This window comes from Gordonia sp. 135 (genome assembly GCF_009720185.1).
GTDB lineage: Bacteria > Actinomycetota > Actinomycetes > Mycobacteriales > Mycobacteriaceae > Gordonia > Gordonia alkanivorans.
Genome location: NZ_CP046257.1, coordinates 4,638,309 through 4,658,026, shown reverse-complemented (window position 1 = coordinate 4,658,026; position 19,718 = coordinate 4,638,309). Strand labels below are relative to the sequence as shown.

The 19,718-nt window shown below is 68.1% G+C and carries 16 protein-coding genes and 1 pseudogene; 6 read left to right on the top strand and 11 right to left on the bottom strand.

The window, feature by feature from the left end:
- Nucleotides 1-77 precede the first annotated feature (77 nt).
- From GKZ92_RS21050 to GKZ92_RS21030, 5 genes and pseudogenes are all read right to left on the bottom strand, one after another.
- Nucleotides 78-3,353, bottom strand: a pseudogene (locus tag GKZ92_RS21050) (DUF3367 domain-containing protein); the annotation flags it as partial.
- A 106-nt stretch (nt 3,354-3,459) separates the two neighbouring features.
- Entirely contained in the window at nt 3,460-3,660 is a 201-nt protein-coding gene (locus GKZ92_RS21045) for a DUF2613 domain-containing protein (RefSeq protein WP_005196483.1), read from the bottom strand.
- Between the two features lie 80 nt (nt 3,661-3,740).
- Complete coding sequence (locus GKZ92_RS21040) at nt 3,741-4,463, bottom strand: DJ-1/PfpI family protein (RefSeq protein WP_155225620.1); 723 nt, start codon at nt 4,461-4,463, stop codon at nt 3,741-3,743.
- 37 nt (nt 4,464-4,500) lie between these two features.
- Nucleotides 4,501-5,466 (bottom strand): GlxA family transcriptional regulator, encoded by a 966-nt coding sequence (locus tag GKZ92_RS21035; RefSeq protein ID WP_127962215.1) that lies wholly within the window; start codon nt 5,464-5,466, stop codon nt 4,501-4,503.
- A gap of 67 nt (nt 5,467-5,533) precedes the next feature.
- Entirely contained in the window at nt 5,534-6,091 is a 558-nt protein-coding gene (locus GKZ92_RS21030) for a universal stress protein (protein ID WP_155225619.1), read from the bottom strand.
- 29 nt (nt 6,092-6,120) lie between these two features.
- On the opposite strand from GKZ92_RS21030, the gene GKZ92_RS21025 reads away from it, so the two are divergent.
- Nucleotides 6,121-7,320, top strand: a complete 1,200-nt coding sequence (locus GKZ92_RS21025) for a glycoside hydrolase family 3 N-terminal domain-containing protein (RefSeq protein ID WP_155225618.1) — start codon at nt 6,121-6,123, stop codon at nt 7,318-7,320.
- A gap of 99 nt (nt 7,321-7,419) precedes the next feature.
- Complete coding sequence (locus tag GKZ92_RS21020) at nt 7,420-8,022, top strand: TetR/AcrR family transcriptional regulator (RefSeq protein ID WP_042375238.1); 603 nt, start codon at nt 7,420-7,422, stop codon at nt 8,020-8,022.
- A gap of 117 nt (nt 8,023-8,139) precedes the next feature.
- On the opposite strand, the gene GKZ92_RS21015 is transcribed toward GKZ92_RS21020, so the two are convergent.
- Both GKZ92_RS21015 and GKZ92_RS21010 read right to left on the bottom strand, forming a co-directional pair.
- Entirely contained in the window at nt 8,140-9,027 is an 888-nt protein-coding gene (locus GKZ92_RS21015) for a MaoC/PaaZ C-terminal domain-containing protein (protein ID WP_006357113.1), read from the bottom strand.
- A complete protein-coding gene (locus tag GKZ92_RS21010; RefSeq protein WP_075863741.1) occupies nt 9,027-10,391 on the bottom strand; it encodes a 3-oxoacyl-ACP reductase in 1,365 nt (454 codons plus the stop codon). The genes GKZ92_RS21015 and GKZ92_RS21010 overlap by 1 nt, the downstream gene beginning before the upstream one ends.
- Nucleotides 10,392-10,480: 89 nt before the next feature.
- Between GKZ92_RS21010 and GKZ92_RS21005 the strand changes: the two genes are divergently transcribed.
- The 3 genes from GKZ92_RS21005 (at nt 10,481) to GKZ92_RS20995 (ending at nt 14,609) form a co-directional block, all read left to right on the top strand.
- A complete protein-coding gene (locus GKZ92_RS21005) occupies nt 10,481-11,794 on the top strand; it encodes an acetyl-CoA C-acetyltransferase (protein ID WP_006357115.1) in 1,314 nt (437 codons plus the stop codon).
- Nucleotides 11,795-12,062: 268 nt separating this feature from the next.
- Nucleotides 12,063-13,748, top strand: a complete 1,686-nt coding sequence (locus GKZ92_RS21000; protein ID WP_051405971.1) for a VanW family protein — start codon at nt 12,063-12,065, stop codon at nt 13,746-13,748.
- A gap of 81 nt (nt 13,749-13,829) precedes the next feature.
- On the top strand, nt 13,830-14,609 hold the full coding sequence (locus tag GKZ92_RS20995; protein ID WP_155225617.1) for an SDR family NAD(P)-dependent oxidoreductase: 780 nt from the start codon (nt 13,830-13,832) through the stop codon (nt 14,607-14,609).
- 70 nt (nt 14,610-14,679) lie between these two features.
- Here GKZ92_RS20995 and GKZ92_RS20990 read toward each other — a convergent pair whose 3' ends face one another.
- A complete protein-coding gene (locus GKZ92_RS20990) occupies nt 14,680-15,735 on the bottom strand; it encodes a zinc-dependent alcohol dehydrogenase family protein (protein WP_006357118.1) in 1,056 nt (351 codons plus the stop codon).
- Between the two features lie 180 nt (nt 15,736-15,915).
- Entirely contained in the window at nt 15,916-17,751 is a 1,836-nt protein-coding gene (locus GKZ92_RS20985) for an acyl-CoA dehydrogenase (RefSeq protein WP_035753780.1), read from the bottom strand.
- Between the two features lie 306 nt (nt 17,752-18,057).
- Here GKZ92_RS20985 and GKZ92_RS20980 point away from each other — a divergent pair, with 306 nt between their 5' ends.
- Nucleotides 18,058-18,573: a hypothetical protein gene (locus GKZ92_RS20980; RefSeq protein WP_035753782.1), complete on the top strand. Its 516-nt coding sequence runs from the start codon at nt 18,058-18,060 to the stop codon at nt 18,571-18,573.
- Between the two features lie 8 nt (nt 18,574-18,581).
- Here the strand turns inward: GKZ92_RS20980 and GKZ92_RS20975 are convergent, their stop codons facing one another.
- Together GKZ92_RS20975 and GKZ92_RS20970 are read right to left on the bottom strand one after the other, a co-directional pair.
- The gene (locus GKZ92_RS20975; RefSeq protein ID WP_006357122.1) at nt 18,582-19,352 is read right to left on the bottom strand and encodes a deoxyribonuclease IV; all 771 of its coding nucleotides are present in this window, start codon (nt 19,350-19,352) and stop codon (nt 18,582-18,584) included.
- Nucleotides 19,353-19,422: 70 nt separating this feature from the next.
- Nucleotides 19,423-19,638 carry a hypothetical protein gene (locus GKZ92_RS20970; RefSeq protein WP_005194730.1) on the bottom strand — a complete coding sequence of 72 codons (216 nt, stop codon included), beginning with the start codon at nt 19,636-19,638 and terminating at the stop codon, nt 19,423-19,425.
- Nucleotides 19,639-19,718 lie beyond the last annotated feature (80 nt).

Below are 19,718 nucleotides of genomic sequence, written 5' to 3'. Positions count from 1 at the left end.
ACCTGACCGGCGGCGGTGATGCCGAGGCCATCGCCGCAGCGGATCTCGACGACCCGGTCACCGTCAGCGGGTGCGCGCGGTGCCGGGAAGACCTCGACCTCGGCGATGCCCGGTGGTGCGGGCGTCGCGAATCCGAGGCTGTTGACGTCGATCAGGTCGCGCTGTTCGCGGATGGTGATCTCGATGCGGTCGGTGATCGCCGGGTCGAGCCGCAGGACGCCGTCCTTGCCGACCTCACGGATCTGTTCGCCGGTGCCGAGATCGACGGCGACCTCGGTCGGGGTGGCCGGGTAGTCGCCCGGCGCAACGAGTTTCACTGATTCGACACGCTGCTCGGCGGGCAGGTGGACGACCAGGGTCGGCGTGGCGTCGTCGGCCGGCTCTTCGTCGTCCTCGCGATCCTCGGGCTTCTCCTCGTCGGGGATCTGCGGCGCGGTCCACGTGGTGCCGGGGTCGCCGTCGACGGCCGCGGCCGGGCTGCCGCGGGGGTCGGTGACCGGTCGCGGTCCGGTGGCCGTCATGCCGCCCGGTGTGGCGAGCAGTCGGTTGAGTGCGGCGCCGGGACGTGGCCGGAGAACGGCCGACGGGGTGACCGCGGTGTCCTGGGGAACCGACAGGGCGCGGCTGAACACCGACGACGTCTCCGGTGACAGGCCGAGGCCCGGTGCGCAGCGGGTCTTCTCGCGAGCCGGATCGGCGACGCACCAGGCCCGCCCGTTGAGTTCGGAGTACAGCAGCCACTGGGCGACGGTGGTGCCCGCCCCGAGTTCGGGCAGGACGACGCGGTGTCTGATCTGCAGCGGCGTGGAGGTGCGCAGGTTCGACACCTCCACCTCACCGAGGGCGAACTGGTTTCCGGCGGTGCCGTCCTCGGTGCGCAGGGCGCGGATCTGAATCCAACGGGTCGGGCCGCTCGGGGCGGTCACCGTCGTCGGCTCACCCGGCTCGAGCCCCGACGCCACGGTGCTGCCGGCCTCCGTGGTGATCAGGACGCTGGTCACGTCCGAGCCGAGGGCCTTCGCGGTGGTCAGCGACAACGCGAGATCCGTCTGGGGAGTGGTGAACCCGATCCGCATCCACCGGCCGACAGCCCCTTCGAGTCCGCCGCTGACCCAGGCCGTCTGGGGGTTGCCGTCGAAGGCCGCGGCGGGGGAGTTCGCCGGCGAGGTCTGTCCCGGTTGCACCGCGTCCGATGCCGAGCCCGACGTCGTGACCTCGATCTCGCCACTCCGGTTGTCCAGCAGCCATTCCCCGCGGACGAGCGGCTGATCGTCGACCGGGTAGTCGGCGGCCGCGTTCTGCGTGCGCCGCGGGTCGTCGGCCGACCGGATGGCGGAGCTGTGGTCGTCGACCCGTCCGAAGTCGGTTTCGCGGTCGCTCGGGGTGTCGGTGACGATGAGTGGGCCGTCGGCGATCCCGGCGCGTCGGGCATCGGCGTCGAGCAGGACCGGTCCGAGAGGCGGAAGGCCTTGTCGTGCACGTACTTCGGCGAGCGCCGCGATGGCCTCCGGGCCGCCGGCCACGCGCGGGATGCCCCGCTCGTCGACGAGGAGGGGGCCGGTGCCGTCGAATCCCGTCGCCTCGACCGCATAGATCTGGACGGCGGGCATGGTGGGTCGCAAACCGTTGTCGCGCATCACGCCCCGGACGCTCGGCGGTCCGACCTGGGGACCGAACTGTGCCACCCGCGTCAAGCCGGGGGAGGTGTCGAGTGCCTGCTGCGCGAGGAGGGGTCGCGCGGACCGGGAGGTCTCGGGGTCGAGATCTGCGCGCAGCACGACGAAGCCCACGCCCTGCTGGGCGAGGGTCTCGGCCAGGCCGGGTGACCCCCGGCCGGCGGCGATCTCGCGTTGCACGGAGTCGAGTGCGCGGATGGCTCCGGGCGGGGTCAGCGGGATGGCGTCGCGCACGGCCCACGGGGCGTCGGCGAGCGGTTGCAGGGGTTCGTCGCGGGTGAGACCCCACAGCTGATCGGCGAACGGCGCGCCCGGGACGACGAGGGCGCGCGCTGGTGGCGAGTCGTCGGGGCGAGCGCTGTGTTCGGACAACCAGTCCGCGGTCTGCTTCCAGTGGTTCGGGATCGCGGTGTAGGTGCCGGCGGGAGCGAGCTGACCGGTCCAGATGAGCGACCCGGCGCCGATGACCGCCACCAGCAGCACGATGGCCGCGGCCACCGGGCGGGATCGCTGGGGATGTGCGAAGGCCGAGAGTGTCTCCCGAACGGAGACGGTGCCGGGCAACGGGACCCGTGCCAGCAGGTGCGCGACACCGAGTACCAGCGGGATGCGGATGAAGGGTTCGAACTTGTGGATGTTGCGCAGCGGCGCACCCGAACCGTCGAGGAACACCCGGACCTGCTCGGCGATCGGCGACCCGAGACCCCCGGCGAAGCCGACACACATGACCACCAGGCCCACGCCCAGGATCGCCACGAGGCGACCGCGGAACGGCATGTGCCGCATGCACAGACCGGCGAGTCCCGCAGCGGCGATCGTGCCGGTGGCCAGTACCGCGGCCGGTTGGGTGACGAGGACCGCGCCGGCGACACGCTCGGTCGACACGAACGGGGTCCACGAGCTCGCGCCGCGCATGACCTCGGTCAGCGACGTCCACTGCGTCGTGACGCGGGCGGACTCGATGTAATCCAGGAAGGGCGGGCTGACGCGGGACAAGATGAGCAGCGGGACGATCCACCACGCGCACGCCAGGAACAGGCCCAGGGCGGTCCAGGCACCGAAGCGCCACCAGCGGCGGTCTCGTGGCCGGTGCAGAAGCCACCACATGGCCGCGACGCCGAGCGCGGCGGCCGTGGCGACCGCGTTCACCGCACCCATCAGGGCGACGGCAGCCGCTGACCGTGCGGCCTCCCGCCAGAGCGGCCGACCATCGGAGGCAGAGGCGTCGAGCGCCCGGATCACCGGCAGCAGGACCCAGGGCGCCAGCATCATCGGCAGTGTCTCCGACGAGATCGAGCCGAGGGTGGTGAGGACGCGCGGACTCAGGACGAAGACGACGCCCGCGAAGATCCGCGACGCCGGTGAGCCCAGTCGCAACGCCTCCGCGACACGCACGATGCCGACGAAGCCGACGGTGAGGAGCAACGCCCACCACAACCGCTGGACGATCCAGGGCGGGACCGACAGCAGATCACCGAGGGCGAAGAAGGCGCCGTGCGGGAAGAAGTATCCGTACGCCTGGTTCTGGACCTGCCCCATCGGGGCATTCGGGGTCCACAGGTGCGCCGCCCGCGCGAGGAACCCGAGCGGGTTCGCCGTCAGGTCGAGCTTGGTGTCGGCGGCGATCTGGCCCGGGGACTGCAGCAGGCAGACGATCAGCGCGATCGCGGCAGCCACACCGATCCCACGTGCCGACAGGACACCTGTGGAAGCGGTGGTCGATGTACTACTCAGTTGCTGCTGCCGTCAGAAGGGCCCCGACGCCGAGCATCGGGGGCGGGCGTCAGTTGGTCTCGCCCGCGCCGCCGCGCGATCCGTAGTCGACCGAACCCTGGACGAATCCGCTGTTCGGATTGATGTTGTTCAGGTCCGTCGACGGGCTGTTCTCGGAGGCGAGGAACCCGCCGAGGAACACCGCGCCGAGTCCCACCAGGATGCCGGCCACTCCGGCGACAGCGCCGGCCACAAGGCGGTTGTTGGTCATGGCGAAGAAACTACCATCGCGCGGTGTCTCACCTCGGTGTCACCCGCGCATGTCCGGCGGTTCGGGCACGGGTTTCGACATCAGCGGCGCGAGCGGACCTTCGCCAGCGTGCGATCCCACAGCAGTTGGGTGCTCAGTTTCAGCACCTCTGGCTTGTGGACGTCGCGGCTGAGCAGCAGCGTCGACGCCGTGATCGTGCCGGCCGACGCCTTCGACCGGTGGCCGGAGTCCAGATGCGGTTGCGGGTCGTATTCGATGGCGAGCTGGATCGCCTCGGCCTTCTTCGTCCCGGCGATCTCGTCGGCGAGCCACAGCGCGAGGTCGATGCCGGCGGAGACACCGGCCGCGGTCACGATGCGTTCGTCGGGGCCGGCGCGCACGATGCGCTCGTCCGGCACCGCGGTCACGCCGTAGAGGGACAGCGCGGTCAACGACGACCAGTGGGTGGTCGCGCGGAGACCGTCCAGCAGCCCGGCGGCAGCCAGGACCACCGAGCCGGTGCAGACCGACGTCGTCCATTGCGCGCCCGGGCTGACAGCACGCAGCCAGTCCAGGAGCTTCTCGTCCTTCGCCGCGCCGAAACACCCCGGGCCGCCGGGGACGAGGATCAGATCGGGTGACGGCGTCTCGTCGAACGAATGCGTCGCACCGATGAGGAGAACACCGGAATCGGCGACGACCGGTCCGGCCTCGTGCGTGACGAACCGGACCTCCGCGTCGGGAAGCATGCGCAGCACCTCGTAGGGGCCGATGAGGTCGAGGGCGGTGAACCGCGGGTAGAGGACGATCGCGATCTGCGTCATGGGTGTGCCTGTCTGTTCGGTGATGGTGGTGCGGTGGTCAGCGAAAGGTCTTGCGATAGTGATCGGGGGAAACGCCGAGGCGTCGGATGAATGTGCGGCGCAACGACTCCGAGGAGCCGAATCCGCAGCGCGCGGCGATCACCGGCATGGTGTCGGAGGATTCGGTCAATGCACGACGAGCCGCGTCGGTGCGGACCCGCTCGATGTAGTCGCTGGGCGGTTCGCCGGTCTCCTCGGTGAAGACGCGGGAGAAATGGCGAGGACTCATCGCGGCTTCCTGCGCGAGGTCGTGAAGCCGGTGGGGCAGTCCGGGTTCGGCCTCGATGCGTTGCTGCGCATCGCGGATCACGTCGCGGCGCGCCCGTGGCATCCACACCGGCGGAGCGAACTGGCTCTGCCCGCCGGGGCGCCGCATGTAGAGGACCAGCCAGCGGGCGACCAGCTGGGCGAGCTCGGTGCCATGGTCCTCTTCGACGACGGCGAGGGCGAGGTCGATGCCCGCGGTGACGCCGGCCGACGTCCAGACGTGATCGGAGCTGCGGACGAACAGCGCCTCGGCGTCGACCTGCACCGTCGGGTATCGCTCGGCGAGGTGCTCGGCCATGGCCCAGTGCGTCGCCGCGCGCCGGCCGTCGAGGAGACCGGCCTCGGCGGCCAGGAAGGCGCCGTTGCAGACGCTGATGACGCGCCGCGCCCGGGTGGCCGCCTCCCGAATCCACTCGATGAGTTCGGCGTCGTCGACGGCCCGGTGGACGCCCATGCCGCCGGGCAGCAGCAGGGTGTCGACGGGTTCGGCGGGGTCTGGCAGTGCGTGGGCGACGAACTGCAGTCCGACGCCGGTGTCGATCGGCTGCCCGTGCTGCGACACCAACCGCAGGTCATAGGTGACGGGCGACCCCTGATCACGCAGGGCGATCGACGCGGTGGTGAAGACGTCGGCCGGTCCCGTCACGTCGAGCGACTGCACCCCTGGGAACCCGAGAACCAGCACGGTTCGTGTCATGAGCTCATCGTGGCCGACACGGCTCACGTCGTCCAGGACATGCATCCCACACTTGAGGACATCGGGACTAGAGCGTCACCTGCGGTTGCGTATCGCATTTCGCCGGGACGATGAACACCGGTCGGTGGCAGTGCTTGAGTACGCGCTCGGCGACGCTGGACCGCAGCAGCGCCTTGAGGCCCGACGCCCCGCGGGTCCCGGTGACGAGCAGATCGACGTCGAGTGCCTCGGCGGCGGCGACGAGAGCGCCCCACACCGTCGACTCGACCTCGACGAGCGTGCCCTTCGTCGACAGTCCGCATTCGCGGGCCAGGGCCACGCCGCGTTCGTTGATCTTCGCGGCCTCGTCCTCGAGGGCGCGGTCGACCCCGGCGTCGAGTTGCGTGTCGACGAACGGCTGCATGCCGCCGGCGAGGGTGGACATCCGGGCGGGTGTCATGCCGCCGGGTTGCCAGGCGGTGACGACGACGGCGGATTCGGCGCGCAGGAAGTGTCCGGCATAACGGATCGCACGATCGGCGTTCGGTGAGCCGTCGTAGGCGATCATCAACGTCTGTCCGGCGCGATTGGCACCGCGACCGCTGGGGGCGGTCGCGGATTCGGCCGAGATGGACCCCACGTCCATTTGCTCAGGTTACATGCCAGACTCGAGCCATGGGCCCAACTCGACGACCTCGCTGGATTCGGAACGCGCTGACGACTGCGACGGTCGCGGCATTGGGTCTCGGTCTCGTCGCCTGTGATTCGTCGACGCCCGAATCCGCGCCGCCCACACCGTCCGCGTACAGCTCGCCCACGGCGTCCCCGTCGTCGGTGGCCGCGACGACCACTCCTGTCGCAAACGCTTGTGGCGCGGAACAGCTCGCGAAGCTCACGCTGCGGCAGAAGCTGGCCCAGCTGATCGTCGTGGGTGTCACGGGCGCCGGCGACGCGCAGCAGATCGTGGAGGACGAGCAGATCGGCGGGATCTTCGTCGGGAGCTGGACCGACAAGGCGATCCTGACGAGTGGTGCGGCATCACGGATCTCGCAGAACTCGTCTATCCCGCTGATGGTCACCGTCGACCAGGAGGGCGGTCGGGTGTCGCGGCTGTCGGCGCTCGGCATCGACCACGCCTCGCCGCGTGAACTGGCGCAGACCAAGACGCCCGCCCAGGTGAAGGAGATCGCCGCCGGCGTCGGTCGCAAACTCAAGAACCTCGGCGTCACCGTCGACTTCGCGCCCGTGGCCGACGTCAGCGACGAATCCGACAACGAGGTGATCGGCGACCGTTCCTTCAGCAACGACCCGGCCGTCGTCACCGAGTACGCGGCCGCCTACGCCGCCGGCCTCGCCGAGGCCGGAATCACGCCGGTGTACAAGCACTTTCCCGGACACGGCCACGGTTCGGGCGATTCGCACCTCGGTGTGGTGACCGTCCCGTCGCTGGCCGAACTGCAGAACAGCGATCTGGTGCCCTTCCGCAATCTGCTGCGTGACCCGGGCATTGCGGGCGCCATGGTCGGTCATCTCATCGTGCCCGGCCTGACCGACGGATTGCCGGCGTCCATCAGCCGGCCGGCCATCCAGATGCTGCGGACGGGCGTGGGCTACAACGGGCCGCGGTACAACGGCGTGATCTTCTCCGACGACCTGTCGGGCATGGCGGCGATCAGTCAGCGCTACCCGATCGAGCAGGCGGTCGAGAAGTTCATCCTCGCGGGTGGCGACGTCGCGCTGTGGCTGTCCACCGACCGCGTCCCGTCGGTCCTCGACAACCTCGAGACCGCGGTGAAACGCGGACGCCTCGCACCCGCGCGCCTCGATGCGAAGGTGACACGCATCCTCCGGTCGAAAGGCGTCATCACCTGCTGAGTAATCTGTCGTGGGCGGCCCGAGCGAACGTTAAACTTACCGATTGGTAAGTTTATTGGGTATGGTCCTTCGGACACGACAGTGAGGATGGAGGCGGCCATGTCGGGCGGAACCAAGCGCCTGCCGCGTGCAGTGCGGGAGCAGCAGATGCTCGACGCCGCCGTGAAGGTGTTCTCGCAGAACGGTTTCCGTGAGACCTCGATGGACGCCATCGCGTCTGAGGCGCAGATCTCCAAGCCGATGCTGTACCTGTACTACGGCTCCAAGGAGGAGCTGTTCAGCGCCTGCATCGCCCGTGAGTCCGGACTGTTCATCGACGCGATGAGCGTCGGTTTCGACCCGTCACTCACCCAGCGCGAGCAGGCCGTCACCGTCATCCGCGAGTTCCTGCGCTTCGTGCACGAGAACCGAGAGTCGTGGCGCGTGCTGTACCGCGTCGCGATCGGGACCGCGAGCTTCGCCGGCATCGTCTCCGACAGTCGCCAGCGGGTGACCGAGATGGTCGCGGCGCTCATCAAGGCCGGCACGACCGTCGAGACCGCCGGCGACATCGACTTCGAACTCACCGCCGTCGCCATCGTCGGCGCCTGCGAGGCGGTCGCCGACCGCATCACCGAGGGCGACGTCGACCTCGACAAGGCCACCAACATGCTCGTCGGCATCGCCTGGCGCGGCCTGAAGGGTGTCGGTACCGACATCTGAGCAGCGAGCTCGCGAGCGTATCGAAGGGTCGCTCACTCGATCCGTTCCCGCTCACGCGATCCGTTCCCGCTCACGCGAATGGTGTGAGCGGGAACGGAAACGGTGAGCGAAAAGCCCTCAGCCCTTCCGCGTCGTCGCGGTGAGGTGCGGGAATCCCTTGCGACGGTCGCGGATCGCGATGTCGAAGTTGCCCTCGCCGTCGATGCGGCGGGTGTAGAGGTTCACCTTGGCGGGCAGCAGGATCGGCTTGCCGAACTTGACGTCGTAGGTGACCGCGCCGGGCAGCTGGGCCTCGACGTTTGCGATTGCCGCTGCGGCGCTCCACATCCCGTGGGCGATCGCCTTGGGGAAGCCGAAGGCCTTGGCGGTCAGGTTCGCCATGTGGATCGGGTTGCGGTCGCCCGATGCGGCGGCGTACTCGCGGATGCGTCCCAGGTCCACGGACAGAACCGAATCCGGCGGCGGCGGGGTCTTCGACTTCGGTTCGGGACCGCGCGGCTCGTCGGACAGGCTGGTCCGCTGCTGCTTGAGGAAAGTCGCGGTCTGTGTGGTCACCAGTTCGGTGCCGACGCTGATCTCGCTGATGACGTCGACGAGGATGCCCTTGCGGTGCTCCCGCAGGTTCTCCGCGTGGGTCTCGATGGACAGCGGCTCGCCGACCTCGATCGGACGCTTCCGCTCGATCTTGTTCGTCATGTGGACCGAACCGATTGCACCGAACGGGAACTCGTCCGACGTCAGCAGCTTCATGACCACCGGGAACTGCAGCACGAACGGGTACGTCACCGGCAGAGTGGCGCCGAAGCGCTGACCGGTTGCATGGCAGTACGCCTGCAGCGCAGCGGGATCGACGCGGACGCCCTCGAGCCGGTAGTGAGTGTCGGGCAGCGGCGCGTCGGCCGGGACGCGGGCCGGCTTGCCGACGCCCGGCAGCATCCCGGTGACGGCCTTGCCGTACAGCTCGCCGGTGCCGGGGGCGCCGGGAAGAGTGATCGTCTTACCCATCACGCACCCAGGAATCCCTGGCCGCAGACGCGGACCACGTTGCCGGTGATGGCGCTGCTCGCCGGGTTGGCGAAGTAGGCGACGGTCTCGGCGACGTCGACGGTCTGGCCGCCCTGCTGCAGCGAGCTCATCAGGCGACCGGCCTCGCGGGTGGCCAGCGGGATCGCCGCGGTCATCTTGGTCTCGATGAAGCCGGGGGCGACGGCGTTGATGGTGATGCCCTTCTCGCCCAGGATCGGCGCGTAGGCGTCGACCAGGCCGATGACACCGGCCTTCGATGCGCCGTAGTTGGTCTGGCCGCGGTTACCGGCGATCCCGGCGATCGACGAGACGTCGATGACCGCGCCGCCCTCATGGAGCGCACCCTTGTCCAGCAGCTTCTCGACGAGGGTCTGCGGAGCGATGAGGTTCACCGCGATGACGGCGTCCCAGCGGGCGTCGTCCATGTTGGCGAGCAGCTTGTCGCGGGTGATGCCGGCGTTGTTGACGATGATGTCGATGCCGCCGTGCCGCTCGAGGGCGTGCTCGGCGAGCTTGTCGCCGGCGTCGGGTGCGGTCACGTCCAGCGGGAAGGCGGTGCCGCCGACCTTGTTGGCCGTCTCCGACAACGCGTCACCGGCCTGCGGGACGTCGGCGGCGATGACGTGGGCGCCGTCGCGCGCGAGCACCTCGGCGATGGTGGCGCCGATGCCGCGGGCGGCACCGGTCACCACGGCGACCTTGCCCTCGAGCGGACGATCCCAGTCCTTCGGCGCGATCGCGTCGGCCGACCCGACGCGGATGACCTGTGCGTCGACGAAAGCGGACTTGGCCGACAGCACGAAGCGTACGGTCGATTCCAGGCCGCTCAGACCGGTCTTGGCGTCGGGCGAGACGTACACGAGCTGGACGGTGGAGCCCTTGAGTAGCTCTTTACCGAGCGAGCGGGTGAAGCCCTCGAGAGCACGCTGTGCGACGCGCTCGGACGGGTCGGTCACCAGCTCCGGCGTGGTGCCGATGACGAGGAAGCGAGCGCACGGCGCGGTCGAGCGCATGGCCGGCTGGAAGAACTCGAACAACTGACGCAACTCGGCCGGGGAGGTGATGCCGGTGGCGTCGAAGACCAGGCCGCCGTACTTGTCGGCGCTGCGGCCGGTCAGGGCGTTCTGGATGAGGTCGTAGTCGTCGCCCGAGAGCATCTCCCGGAGCGGTTCGACGAGGCGTCCCGAACCTCCGAGCAGCACCGGACCCGGCAGCGGCGGCTCCGACGCCTTGTAACGCCGCAGGGGCGGCGGGACGGGGAGCCCGGCCTGCTTGGCGATGAATGCGCCCGGGCCGGAATGGACGAAGCTCGAGTACAGGCCAGTTGTTCCGTTGGCGGCCATGTTGGATCTCCTCTGACTGTCGTTCGACAAGGAACTTACTCTTGAGTAAGAATACGCTATAGATACCGCACACGACCCTGGAGATCGACGTGGCAGAGAACAGCACCACCCCGAAGAAGCCCGAGACCCGCACCGAGCGCCCGGTGGCGATCCTCGGCGGCAACCGCATTCCGTTTGCCCGCCAGGACAAGGCATATGCCAAGGTCAGCAATCAGGAGATGTTCACCGCCGCTCTCGACGGCCTGGTGAGTCGCTTCAACCTGCAGGGTGAGCAGCTCGGCATGGTCGCCGGCGGCGCCGTGCTCAAGCACGCCCGTGACTTCAATCTCATCCGCGAATCGGTGCTGGGCTCGGCCCTGTCGCCCTACACCCCCGCCTTCGACATCCAGCAGGCGTGCGGCACCGGTCTGCAGGCCATCACGACCGTCGCCGACGGCATCGCACGGGGCCGCTACGACGCCGCGATCGGTGGCGGCGTCGACACCACCTCCGACGCCCCGATCGCCGTGGGCGAGGGCCTGCGTCGCCAGCTGCTCGAGGTCAACCGCGCCCGCTCCACCAAGGACCAGATCCTCGGCGCCGCGAAGCTGCTCACCAAGCTCGGGATCGAGATCCCGCAGAACGGCGAGCCGCGCACCGGGATGTCGATGGGCGAGCACGCCGCCATCACCGCCAAGGAATTCGGCATCAAGCGCGCCGACCAGGACGAGCTCGCCGCACGCAGCCACCAGAACATGGCGGCCGCCTACGACGACGGCTTCTTCGACGACCTGATCACCCCGTTCATGGGTCTGACGCGCGACCAGAACCTGCGCGGCGATTCGACCGCGGAGAAGCTCGCCAAGCTCAAGCCCGTCTTCGGTGTCTCCCTCGGCGACGCGACCATGACCGCGGGCAACTCGACCCCGCTCACCGACGGTGCATCGACCGTGCTGCTCGGCAGTGACGAGTGGGCCGCCGAGCGCGGTCTGCCGGTGCTGGCGTACTTCGTCGACAGCGAGACCGCGGCCGTCGACTACGTGAACGGGCCCGACGGCCTGCTCATGGCCCCGACCTATGCCGTGCCGCGCCTGCTGGCCCGCAACGGTCTCACCCTGCAGGACTTCGACTTCTACGAGATCCACGAGGCGTTCGCGTCGGTCGTGCTCGCGACGCTGCAGGCGTGGGAGTCCGAGGAGTACTGCAAGGAACGTCTGGGCCTCGACTCGGCGCTCGGACCCATCGACCGGTCCAAGCTCAACGTCAACGGCTCGTCGCTCGCCGCCGGTCACCCGTTCGCCGCGACCGGCGGCCGCATCGTCGCGCAGGCGGCGAAGCAGATCAAGGAGAACGGCGGCGGTCGTGCGCTGATCTCGATCTGTGCCGCCGGCGGCCAGGGCGTCACCGCCATCATCGAGGGCTGACCCCTTCGATAAGGCGACGGATCGGGCGACGAATCGCCCGATCCGTCTCTTTTTCGACCTCGAAATGGGGTCCTTCGTCACATGTTTGGACTAAACGTGGCCCCGAACGTGTCATCGGCCGAAAAGTAGCGTAAACATGAAGACAGCTCCGGCAGAGCTGTCAGACCCCCGACCCGACAGCTCAGCCGGAGCACCTACATTTCTGGGGTATGAGTTCTGCGGCCACCACCCCGACTGGCCCAGGTAGTCAGCCGTGATGGATGGAGTTGTGACCACAAGCGCCCGGCGAGCACGCCACGCGGTACGCGCTGCGGTCGTCGTCGTCATCATTTTGGCGCTCGCCCTCTCCATCGACTTCGTGGCCACCCGCGATCACTCCGCACGCGGAGCCGTCGTCGGCGGGATCTCGGCGGGCAACCGCCACGCCGCCGAGCTGAACCCCGTCATCGACGAGCTGACCGCCCGCTCCACGCAGCCGGTCGTCCTGCGCACCCCCGAGGGCTCGGCCGAGGTCGCGCCGACCGAACTGGGGCTGACCTTCGACGCGGACGCGACCCGCGCACGTCTTCTCGAACAGCCGCGCAACCCGCTCACGCGCTTCCTGTCGCTCTTCGGTCGTGACCTCGACGTCGAGCCCGTCGTGACGATCGATCCCGCCGCCATGAACAAGGCCCTCGACGCCCACCGCAGGTCGCTGGAGAAGGCCGCGGTCGAGGGTGGAGTCCACTACGACGGCGCCACGCCGGTCGGCGACGAGCCGGCACCGGGTGAGCGCGTCGCCCGCCAGGCCGCCGCCGTCGTGCTCGTCGACCACTGGCTCGACGGCACGCCGATCGACATGCCGATGGAACCGTTCTCGCCGACCGTGACCTCGGAGGTCGTCGCCGCCACCGTGGCCGGCCCCGCCGACCGCGCGACGTCGGGGTCGGTGAAGCTCATCGACCGGCGCAAGCGCACGGTCGAGGTTCCGGCAGGCGACATCGGGGCGATGCTGACCTTCGTGCCCGACGGAAAGGGCGGTCTCACCCCGCACGTCGACGTCAAGAAAGCGCGCGAGTCTCTCGGCCCCGATCTCGATCCGTCCCAACGCCCCGCCGTCAGTGCGACATTCAGTTTCGCCAGTGGCCGCCCGACCGTCGTGCCCGCGATCACCGGTTCGAAGATCAACTGGGACAAGACACTTCAGGCGCTCGCCACGACGGCGACCGCAGCCGGTGGCAACCGTACCGCCGATGTCGTCTACGACGATGTCGACCCCAAGCTCACCACCGACGCCGCCCGCAAACTCGGTGTGCGCGAACTGATCAGCGAGTACACCACCGACGGCTTCTCGAGTGCCTCCGGTGAGAACATCCGCCTCGTCGCGGCCGAGGTCGACGGCGCGTTGGTCCTGCCCGGCAAGGTCTTCTCGCTCAACGGCCACACGGGTCCGCGAGGCACGGCCGAGGGTTACGTCGACTCGACGATCATCAACAACGGCCGCGCCGCGACGGCCGTCGGCGGCGGCATCTCCCAGTTCGCGACCACCCTCTACAACGCCGCGTACTTCGCGGGTCTCGAGGACGTCGACCACACCGAGCACGCGTATTACATCTCGCGCTATCCGGAGGCCCGGGAGGCCACCGTCTTCGAAGGCGCCATCGACCTGAAGTTCCGCAACAACACCCGGCACGGGGTGCTCATCGAGACCGGCTGGTCGCCGTCCGCGGTGACCGTGAGGTTGTGGGGCACCAAGGCATTCGAGGTCGAGTCGATCACCGGCGAGCGGACCGACCCCACCGAACCGGAACGGATCAAGCTCCCCAAGGGCGACGACTGCATTGCGAGCAGCGGCAGCAAGGGCTTCACGACGTCGAACACGCGGATCATCCGCGACGCCCGCACCGGACAAGAGGTCGACCGGCGCACCCGGACCGTGCGCTACGCACCGGAGCCGATAGTGAAGTGCATCTGAGACGAGCACGTACCGTGAGGTGAATGGAACAGCGCCCCGCATGTGTTCCACATCTCACGAACGTTCGATATATTCCGAGACGTGGATATCAACGGAGCTAGTGCAATCGTCACAGGTGGAGCGTCGGGCATCGGCGCAGCGTCGGCCCGCCAGCTGGCGGCCAAGGGTGCGAAGGTCGTCGTCGCCGACCTGAACGCCGACAAGGGGGAGGAGCTTGCCAAGGAGATCGGCGGTGTCTTCGTCAGCGTCGACGTCACCTCGACCGAACAGATCGAAGCCGCCATCAACGCGGCCACCGAACTCGGCCGGCTGCGTGCCCTGGTCAACTCGGCCGGCATCGGCTGGGCACAGCGCACCATCGGCCGCGACGGGGAGTTCGGTTCGGCGCACAACCTGGACGCCTACAAGAAGGTCATCGCGATCAACCTGATCGGCACCTTCGACTTCATCCGTCTCGCCGCCACCGCGATGAGCCGCAACGAGCCGCTCGACGCCCACGGCGAGCGCGGCGCGATCGTCAACATGGCCAGCGTCGCCGCCTTCGACGGCCAGATCGGTCAGGCGTCGTACTCCTCGTCCAAGGGCGGCGTCGTCGGCATGACCCTGCCGGTCGCGCGTGACCTGGCGGCGGTCGGCATCCGCGTCAACACCATCGCCCCCGGCCTGATCGACACCCCGATCTACGGCGAGGGCGAGGCCGCCGAGGCGTTCAAGGCGAAGCTGGGCGAGTCGGTCCTGTTCCCGCACCGTCTGGGCGCTCCCGACGAGCTGGCCTCGATGGTCGTCGAGCTGGTCACCAACAGCTACATGAACGCTGAAGTGATCCGCGTCGACGGCGGCATCCGGATGCCTCCGAAGTAGTCCGAACCAACCACTTCCCAGCCGAACCCACTGCCCCGCGGGGTGGTGGGTTCGGCCGTTCGTGGGTTACTCAGGCCTGTAGGACCACCTTGAGTGCCTTGGTCTCCGCGGCCCGGCCGAAGACGTCGTAGGCCTCCATGATGTCGCCGAGGGCGAAACGGTGGCTGATGAACAGGTCCGGGTCGATCCGACGCTGCGCGACCAGCTTGAGCAGGACGCCGAGCGTGTCCGTGTTCACCAGGCCCATCGAGACGTTGATGTTGGAGATCCACAGATCCTGGAGAGCGAACTCCACCGGGGCGCCGTGCACGCCGACGTTGGCGACATGACCCGCGGGCCGGACGACATCCAGACACATCTGGAAGGTCTGCGGGATGCCCACCGCCTCGATCGCGACGTCGACGCCGAGCCCGTCCGTCATCGCGAGGACCTGGTCCTTCCAATCGGCATCCGACGACACGACGCCGTCGGTCGCGCCGAAGGACTTGGCCTGCTCGATGCGGTTGGGGTCGATGTCGATCGCGATCACGCGGCTCGGTCCGTAGAGTCCCGACGTCGCGATCGTCGCGAGACCCACCGGTCCGGCTCCGACGACGGCCACCACGTCACCGGGTTTGACGTTGCCGTAACGGATACCGATCTCATGCCCGGTCGGCAGGATGTCGCTGAGGACGACGCCCTGCTCGGGCGTGACGCCCGACGGCAGTTTGTAGACCGAGGTCTCGGCGTAGGGGACTCGTACGAGCTCGGCCTGGGTGCCGTCGATGAGGTGTCCGAAGATCCAGCCGATACCCGACGCCCCCTCGTCACCGAGGCAGTGTGAGTGCACTCCCTGCTTACAGAAGTCGCACTTGCCGCAGGCCGATATGCACGACAGGATCACCTGGTCGCCGACTGCGAGAGTGGTTACCGCAGGGCCGATCTCGGTGATCGTCCCGACGCCCTCGTGGCCGAGGATTCGCCCCTTCTCGACCGCGGGGACATCACCTTTGAGGATGTGCAGATCGGTGCCGCAGATGGTGGTGGCGTCCATCTTCACGATGACGTCGGTGGGTTGGAGGATCTTCGGATCGGGTACGTCGTCCCAGCTCTTCTTGCCCGGTCCGTGAAAGACGAGTGCCTTCATGGCTCTCCCTCTAGTTGTCCCCGACTGCCTGTGGTTCCCTTCCCGAGGCTAGGAAACATCGACGGGACTCGCCCGGAGCATCTCGTATTGAGATGCGACCGCAACCGGAAACCCACCACAGATCAGTAAACCCACCGCCTCGCAAGGCGGTGGGTTTACCGATCAAGGGTGGGTGTGCTGTCAGAAGGCCGCTTCGTCGAGCTCCATGATGTCGTTGTCGACGTTCTCGACGGTGACACGGACGGCGGTGAGCAGCGGCAGCATGTTCTTGGCGAAGAAGCTCGCCACGGCGACCTTGCCCTCGTAGAAGGCCTTGTCGCTGTCCGATGCGCCGTTGTCGAGTGCGGCGAGGGCGATCTCGGCCTGGCGCAGGAGCAGCCAGCCGATCATCAGGTCGCCGACGGACATCAGGAAGCGGACCGAACCGAGGCCGACCTTGTACAGCTCGGCCGAGTTCTCCTGGGCGGCCATGAGGCTGCCGGTCAGAGAGGCGGCCATTGCCTGCACGTCTTCGAGGGCGGTCTTCAGCAGGGCGCGCTCGGACTTCAGGCGACCGTTGCCGGCCTCGGAGTCGATGAAGCTCTGGATCTGGCCGGCGACGTGTGCCAGCGCCTGGCCCTTGTCGCGGATGATCTTGCGGAAGAAGAAGTCCTGCGCCTGGATGGCAGTGGTGCCCTCGTAGAGCGAGTCGATCTTCGAGTCACGGATGTACTGCTCGATCGGGTAGTCCTGCAGGAAGCCGGAACCACCGAGGGTCTGCAGGGACTCGTGGCCGAGGGTGCCGTAGGCGCGCTCGGAACCGACACCCTTGACGATCGGGAGCAGCAGATCGTTGACCCGAGCGGCCATCTCGGCGTCGGCGCCGGAGACGATCTTCGCGGCGGCGACGTCCTGGTGCGACGCGGTGTAGAGGTAGACCGCACGCAGGCCCTCGGCGTAGGCCTTCTGGGTCATGAGCGAACGACGCACGTCCGGGTGGTGGGTGATCGACACGCGCGGTGCGGCCTTGTCGGTCATCTGGGTCATGTCGGCACCCTGGATGCGCTCCTTGGCGTACTCGAGCGCGTTCAGGTAGCCGGTCGACAGGGTCGAGATGGCCTTGGTGCCCACCATCATTCGAGCGTGCTCGATGACCTCGAACATCTGGGCGATGCCCTTGTGGACCTCGCCGACGAGCCAGCCCTTGGCGGGGATGCCGTGCTGACCGAAGGTGACCTCACAGGTGGCCGACGCCTTGATGCCCATCTTGTGCTCGACGTTGGTGACGAAGACGCCGTTGCGCTCGCCGAGTTCACCGGTCTCGAAGTCGAAGTGGAACTTCGGCACGAAGAACAGCGACAGGCCCTTGGTGCCCGGGCCGGCGCCCTCGGGGCGGGCGAGCACCAGGTGGAAGATGTTCTCGGTCATGTCCTGGTCGGCCGAGGTGATGAAGCGCTTCACACCGTCGATGTGCCAGGAGCCGTCCTCCTGCTGGGTGGCCTTGGTGCGGCCGGCGCCCACGTCCGAACCGGCGTCCGGCTCGGTGAGGACCATGGTGGCGCCCCAGCCGCGCTCGGCGCAGATGGTGGCCCACTTCTTCTGCTCGTCGGTGCCGTTGTTGTAGAAGATCTCGGAGAACCCGGCGCCGGCGGCGTACATGAACACCGGCGGGTTGGCGCCGAGGATCATCTCGCCGATGGCCCAGTACAGCGAACGCGGGGCGGGGAGGCCGCCGAGTTCCTCATGGATGCCGATCTTGTCCCAGCCGCCTTCGACGAGGGCGTTGTAGGACTTCTTGAAGCTCTCCGGGATGGTGACGCTGTGGGTCTCCGGGTCGAAGACCGGCGGGTTGCGGTCGGCGTCGACGAAGGATTCGGCGATGGGGCCCTCGGCGAGTGCCTTGACCTCGCGGAGCATGTCGACGGCGGTCTCGTGGTCGAGATCGCCGAAGTCGCCCGACTCCAGCACCTTGTCGAGCTCGAACAGCTCGAACAGGTTGAACTGCAGGTCGCGCATGTTGCTCTTGTAATGGCCCATGGTGAATTCCTTCTCTGGTGTGGCCGTATGGGTGATGACGGTGTTGTCTTCCAGGTCCGGTCCGACCCCACTCGGTTGAAGTGGGTACCGGCCGGGCGTGGTGTAGCTGTCTCGGTTCGAGCTAAGTTACTCGCCGGTAACCCCCAATATAGACCCATATCGCCAGGGGATCAATCGCCGTTTATGTGATCTCCTCCGGCGGCAGGACGGACTAAGTCCCACGACAATTCCGACAACCGCTGCAGGTGAGGGCCGGATGCGGTCCAATCGGACATGCGCACACGACGCGGGACCAGAATTCGGATCATGACCTTCGTGGCAGCGGTCGTCGCTGTCGGACTGGCACCGATGGTGAGCGCCGCTCCGGCGCACGCCGCCGATCCCGCGTGGAACGGGGTGTACTCGCTCAAGCGGTTCGCGGCGTCGAAGACGGGCACCAGCCTCGCGGCGAGGCAGGCGGAGCCGGACTTCTCCGACGACTACACCTTCACGACCTCATGCGACGGCGGTACGTGCGTGGCGACGGTGATCGACGGGCCGAAACCCGCGAACCCGACGCTCCCGCAACCGCCTCGCTACACCTGGGAGGCGGGATCGTGGGTGCACCGCTACGACTGGCAATGGGATTGCTGGCAGGGCGCGGGTGTGCCCAAGGTGTGGCGACCGGCGACGTCGGTCGCCACGTACGCCCCACAGGGCGACGGCACGCTGAAAGGCGTGTGGCGAACCACGATCGACGGCGGGCCCTGCGACGGGACGGTGGTCATGAACGTCGCCGCGTATCCGGTGACTCCGCCGGCTCCCGGCTGGAACCTGTCGTGACAGACGCCCTACAGCGCTGAGCGCAGGTACTCGAGGTCTTCGGGGATGCCCTCGGCGGGTGTCTCCAGGATCACCGGTGCGTCGGCGGCCTTGGCCACGGCGGCGAGTATCTCGGGGTCGATCTGACCCGACGCCAGGTTGGCGTGACGGTCGCGGCCGGAGTCGAACTCGTCGCGAGAGTTGTTGAGGTGCACCAGGTCGATGCGTCCGGTGATCTCCTTGACGCGCTCGACCAGTCCGACGAGATCCTCCCCGCCGGCCCAGGCGTGGCAGGTGTCGAGACAGAAGCCGGCCTGCTCGAAGTCGCCGACTGCTTCCCACAGCCGGTCGATGGACTCGAGGGTGCGTGCCATCGCGTGGTCGCCGCCGGCGGTGTTCTCGATCAGGATCGGCACCCCGAAGCCGCCCTTGTCGACCTGGCGGTCGAAGAGCTTGCGCCAGTTGGCGAATCCCTCGGCCGACGCCTCGCCGTCACGCAGATGACCACCGTGTACGACGAGGCCGAAGGCGCCGAGTTCGGCGGCCGCGGCGGCCTGCTGTTCGACGGCCTTGCGCGACGGCATGCGCAGCCGGTTGTTCAGGCTCGCGACGTTGATCTGATAGCTGGAGTGCACGACGACGTCGATGTCGGATTCGCGGATCGCGGCCGCATGAGGATTCGGTTGCGGCTTCTTCCAGCTCTGCGGATCGGTGACGAACATCTGGAAGACGTCGATGCCGAGTTCGGCGGCGGTGACCAGTGGGTCGGTGTCCTCGCGAAGGTGTGCTCCGATGCGCATGGGTCAACGATAGTGGCCGCCTCCGGGCGGCACCGCCGATGCCCGGGGTCGGCTCGCTCGGCGCGTCGGGTCACTCGCCAGGCGCCGGCTCCGTCTCGATCGTGATCGGCACACCGGCTGCGATCAGCAGACGGCAGGGGGCCGCGCTGTCGTGATACAGATTCAGCCACTCATGGCCGCGGGTCCCGTCGGAGTACACCGCATCGAGGGTGCGATTCAGTCGAGCCTCCGCCTCCTTGGTGATGATGTAGCGCTGGTCGCCGTAGCGCAGGTAGCGATTGGGCACCGAGACCTCCTCTGGGATGGGGCATTGCAGGTCTTCAGTGTGATCCACGACACGCCCAGTGGACGTGAATCCGTCGAAAC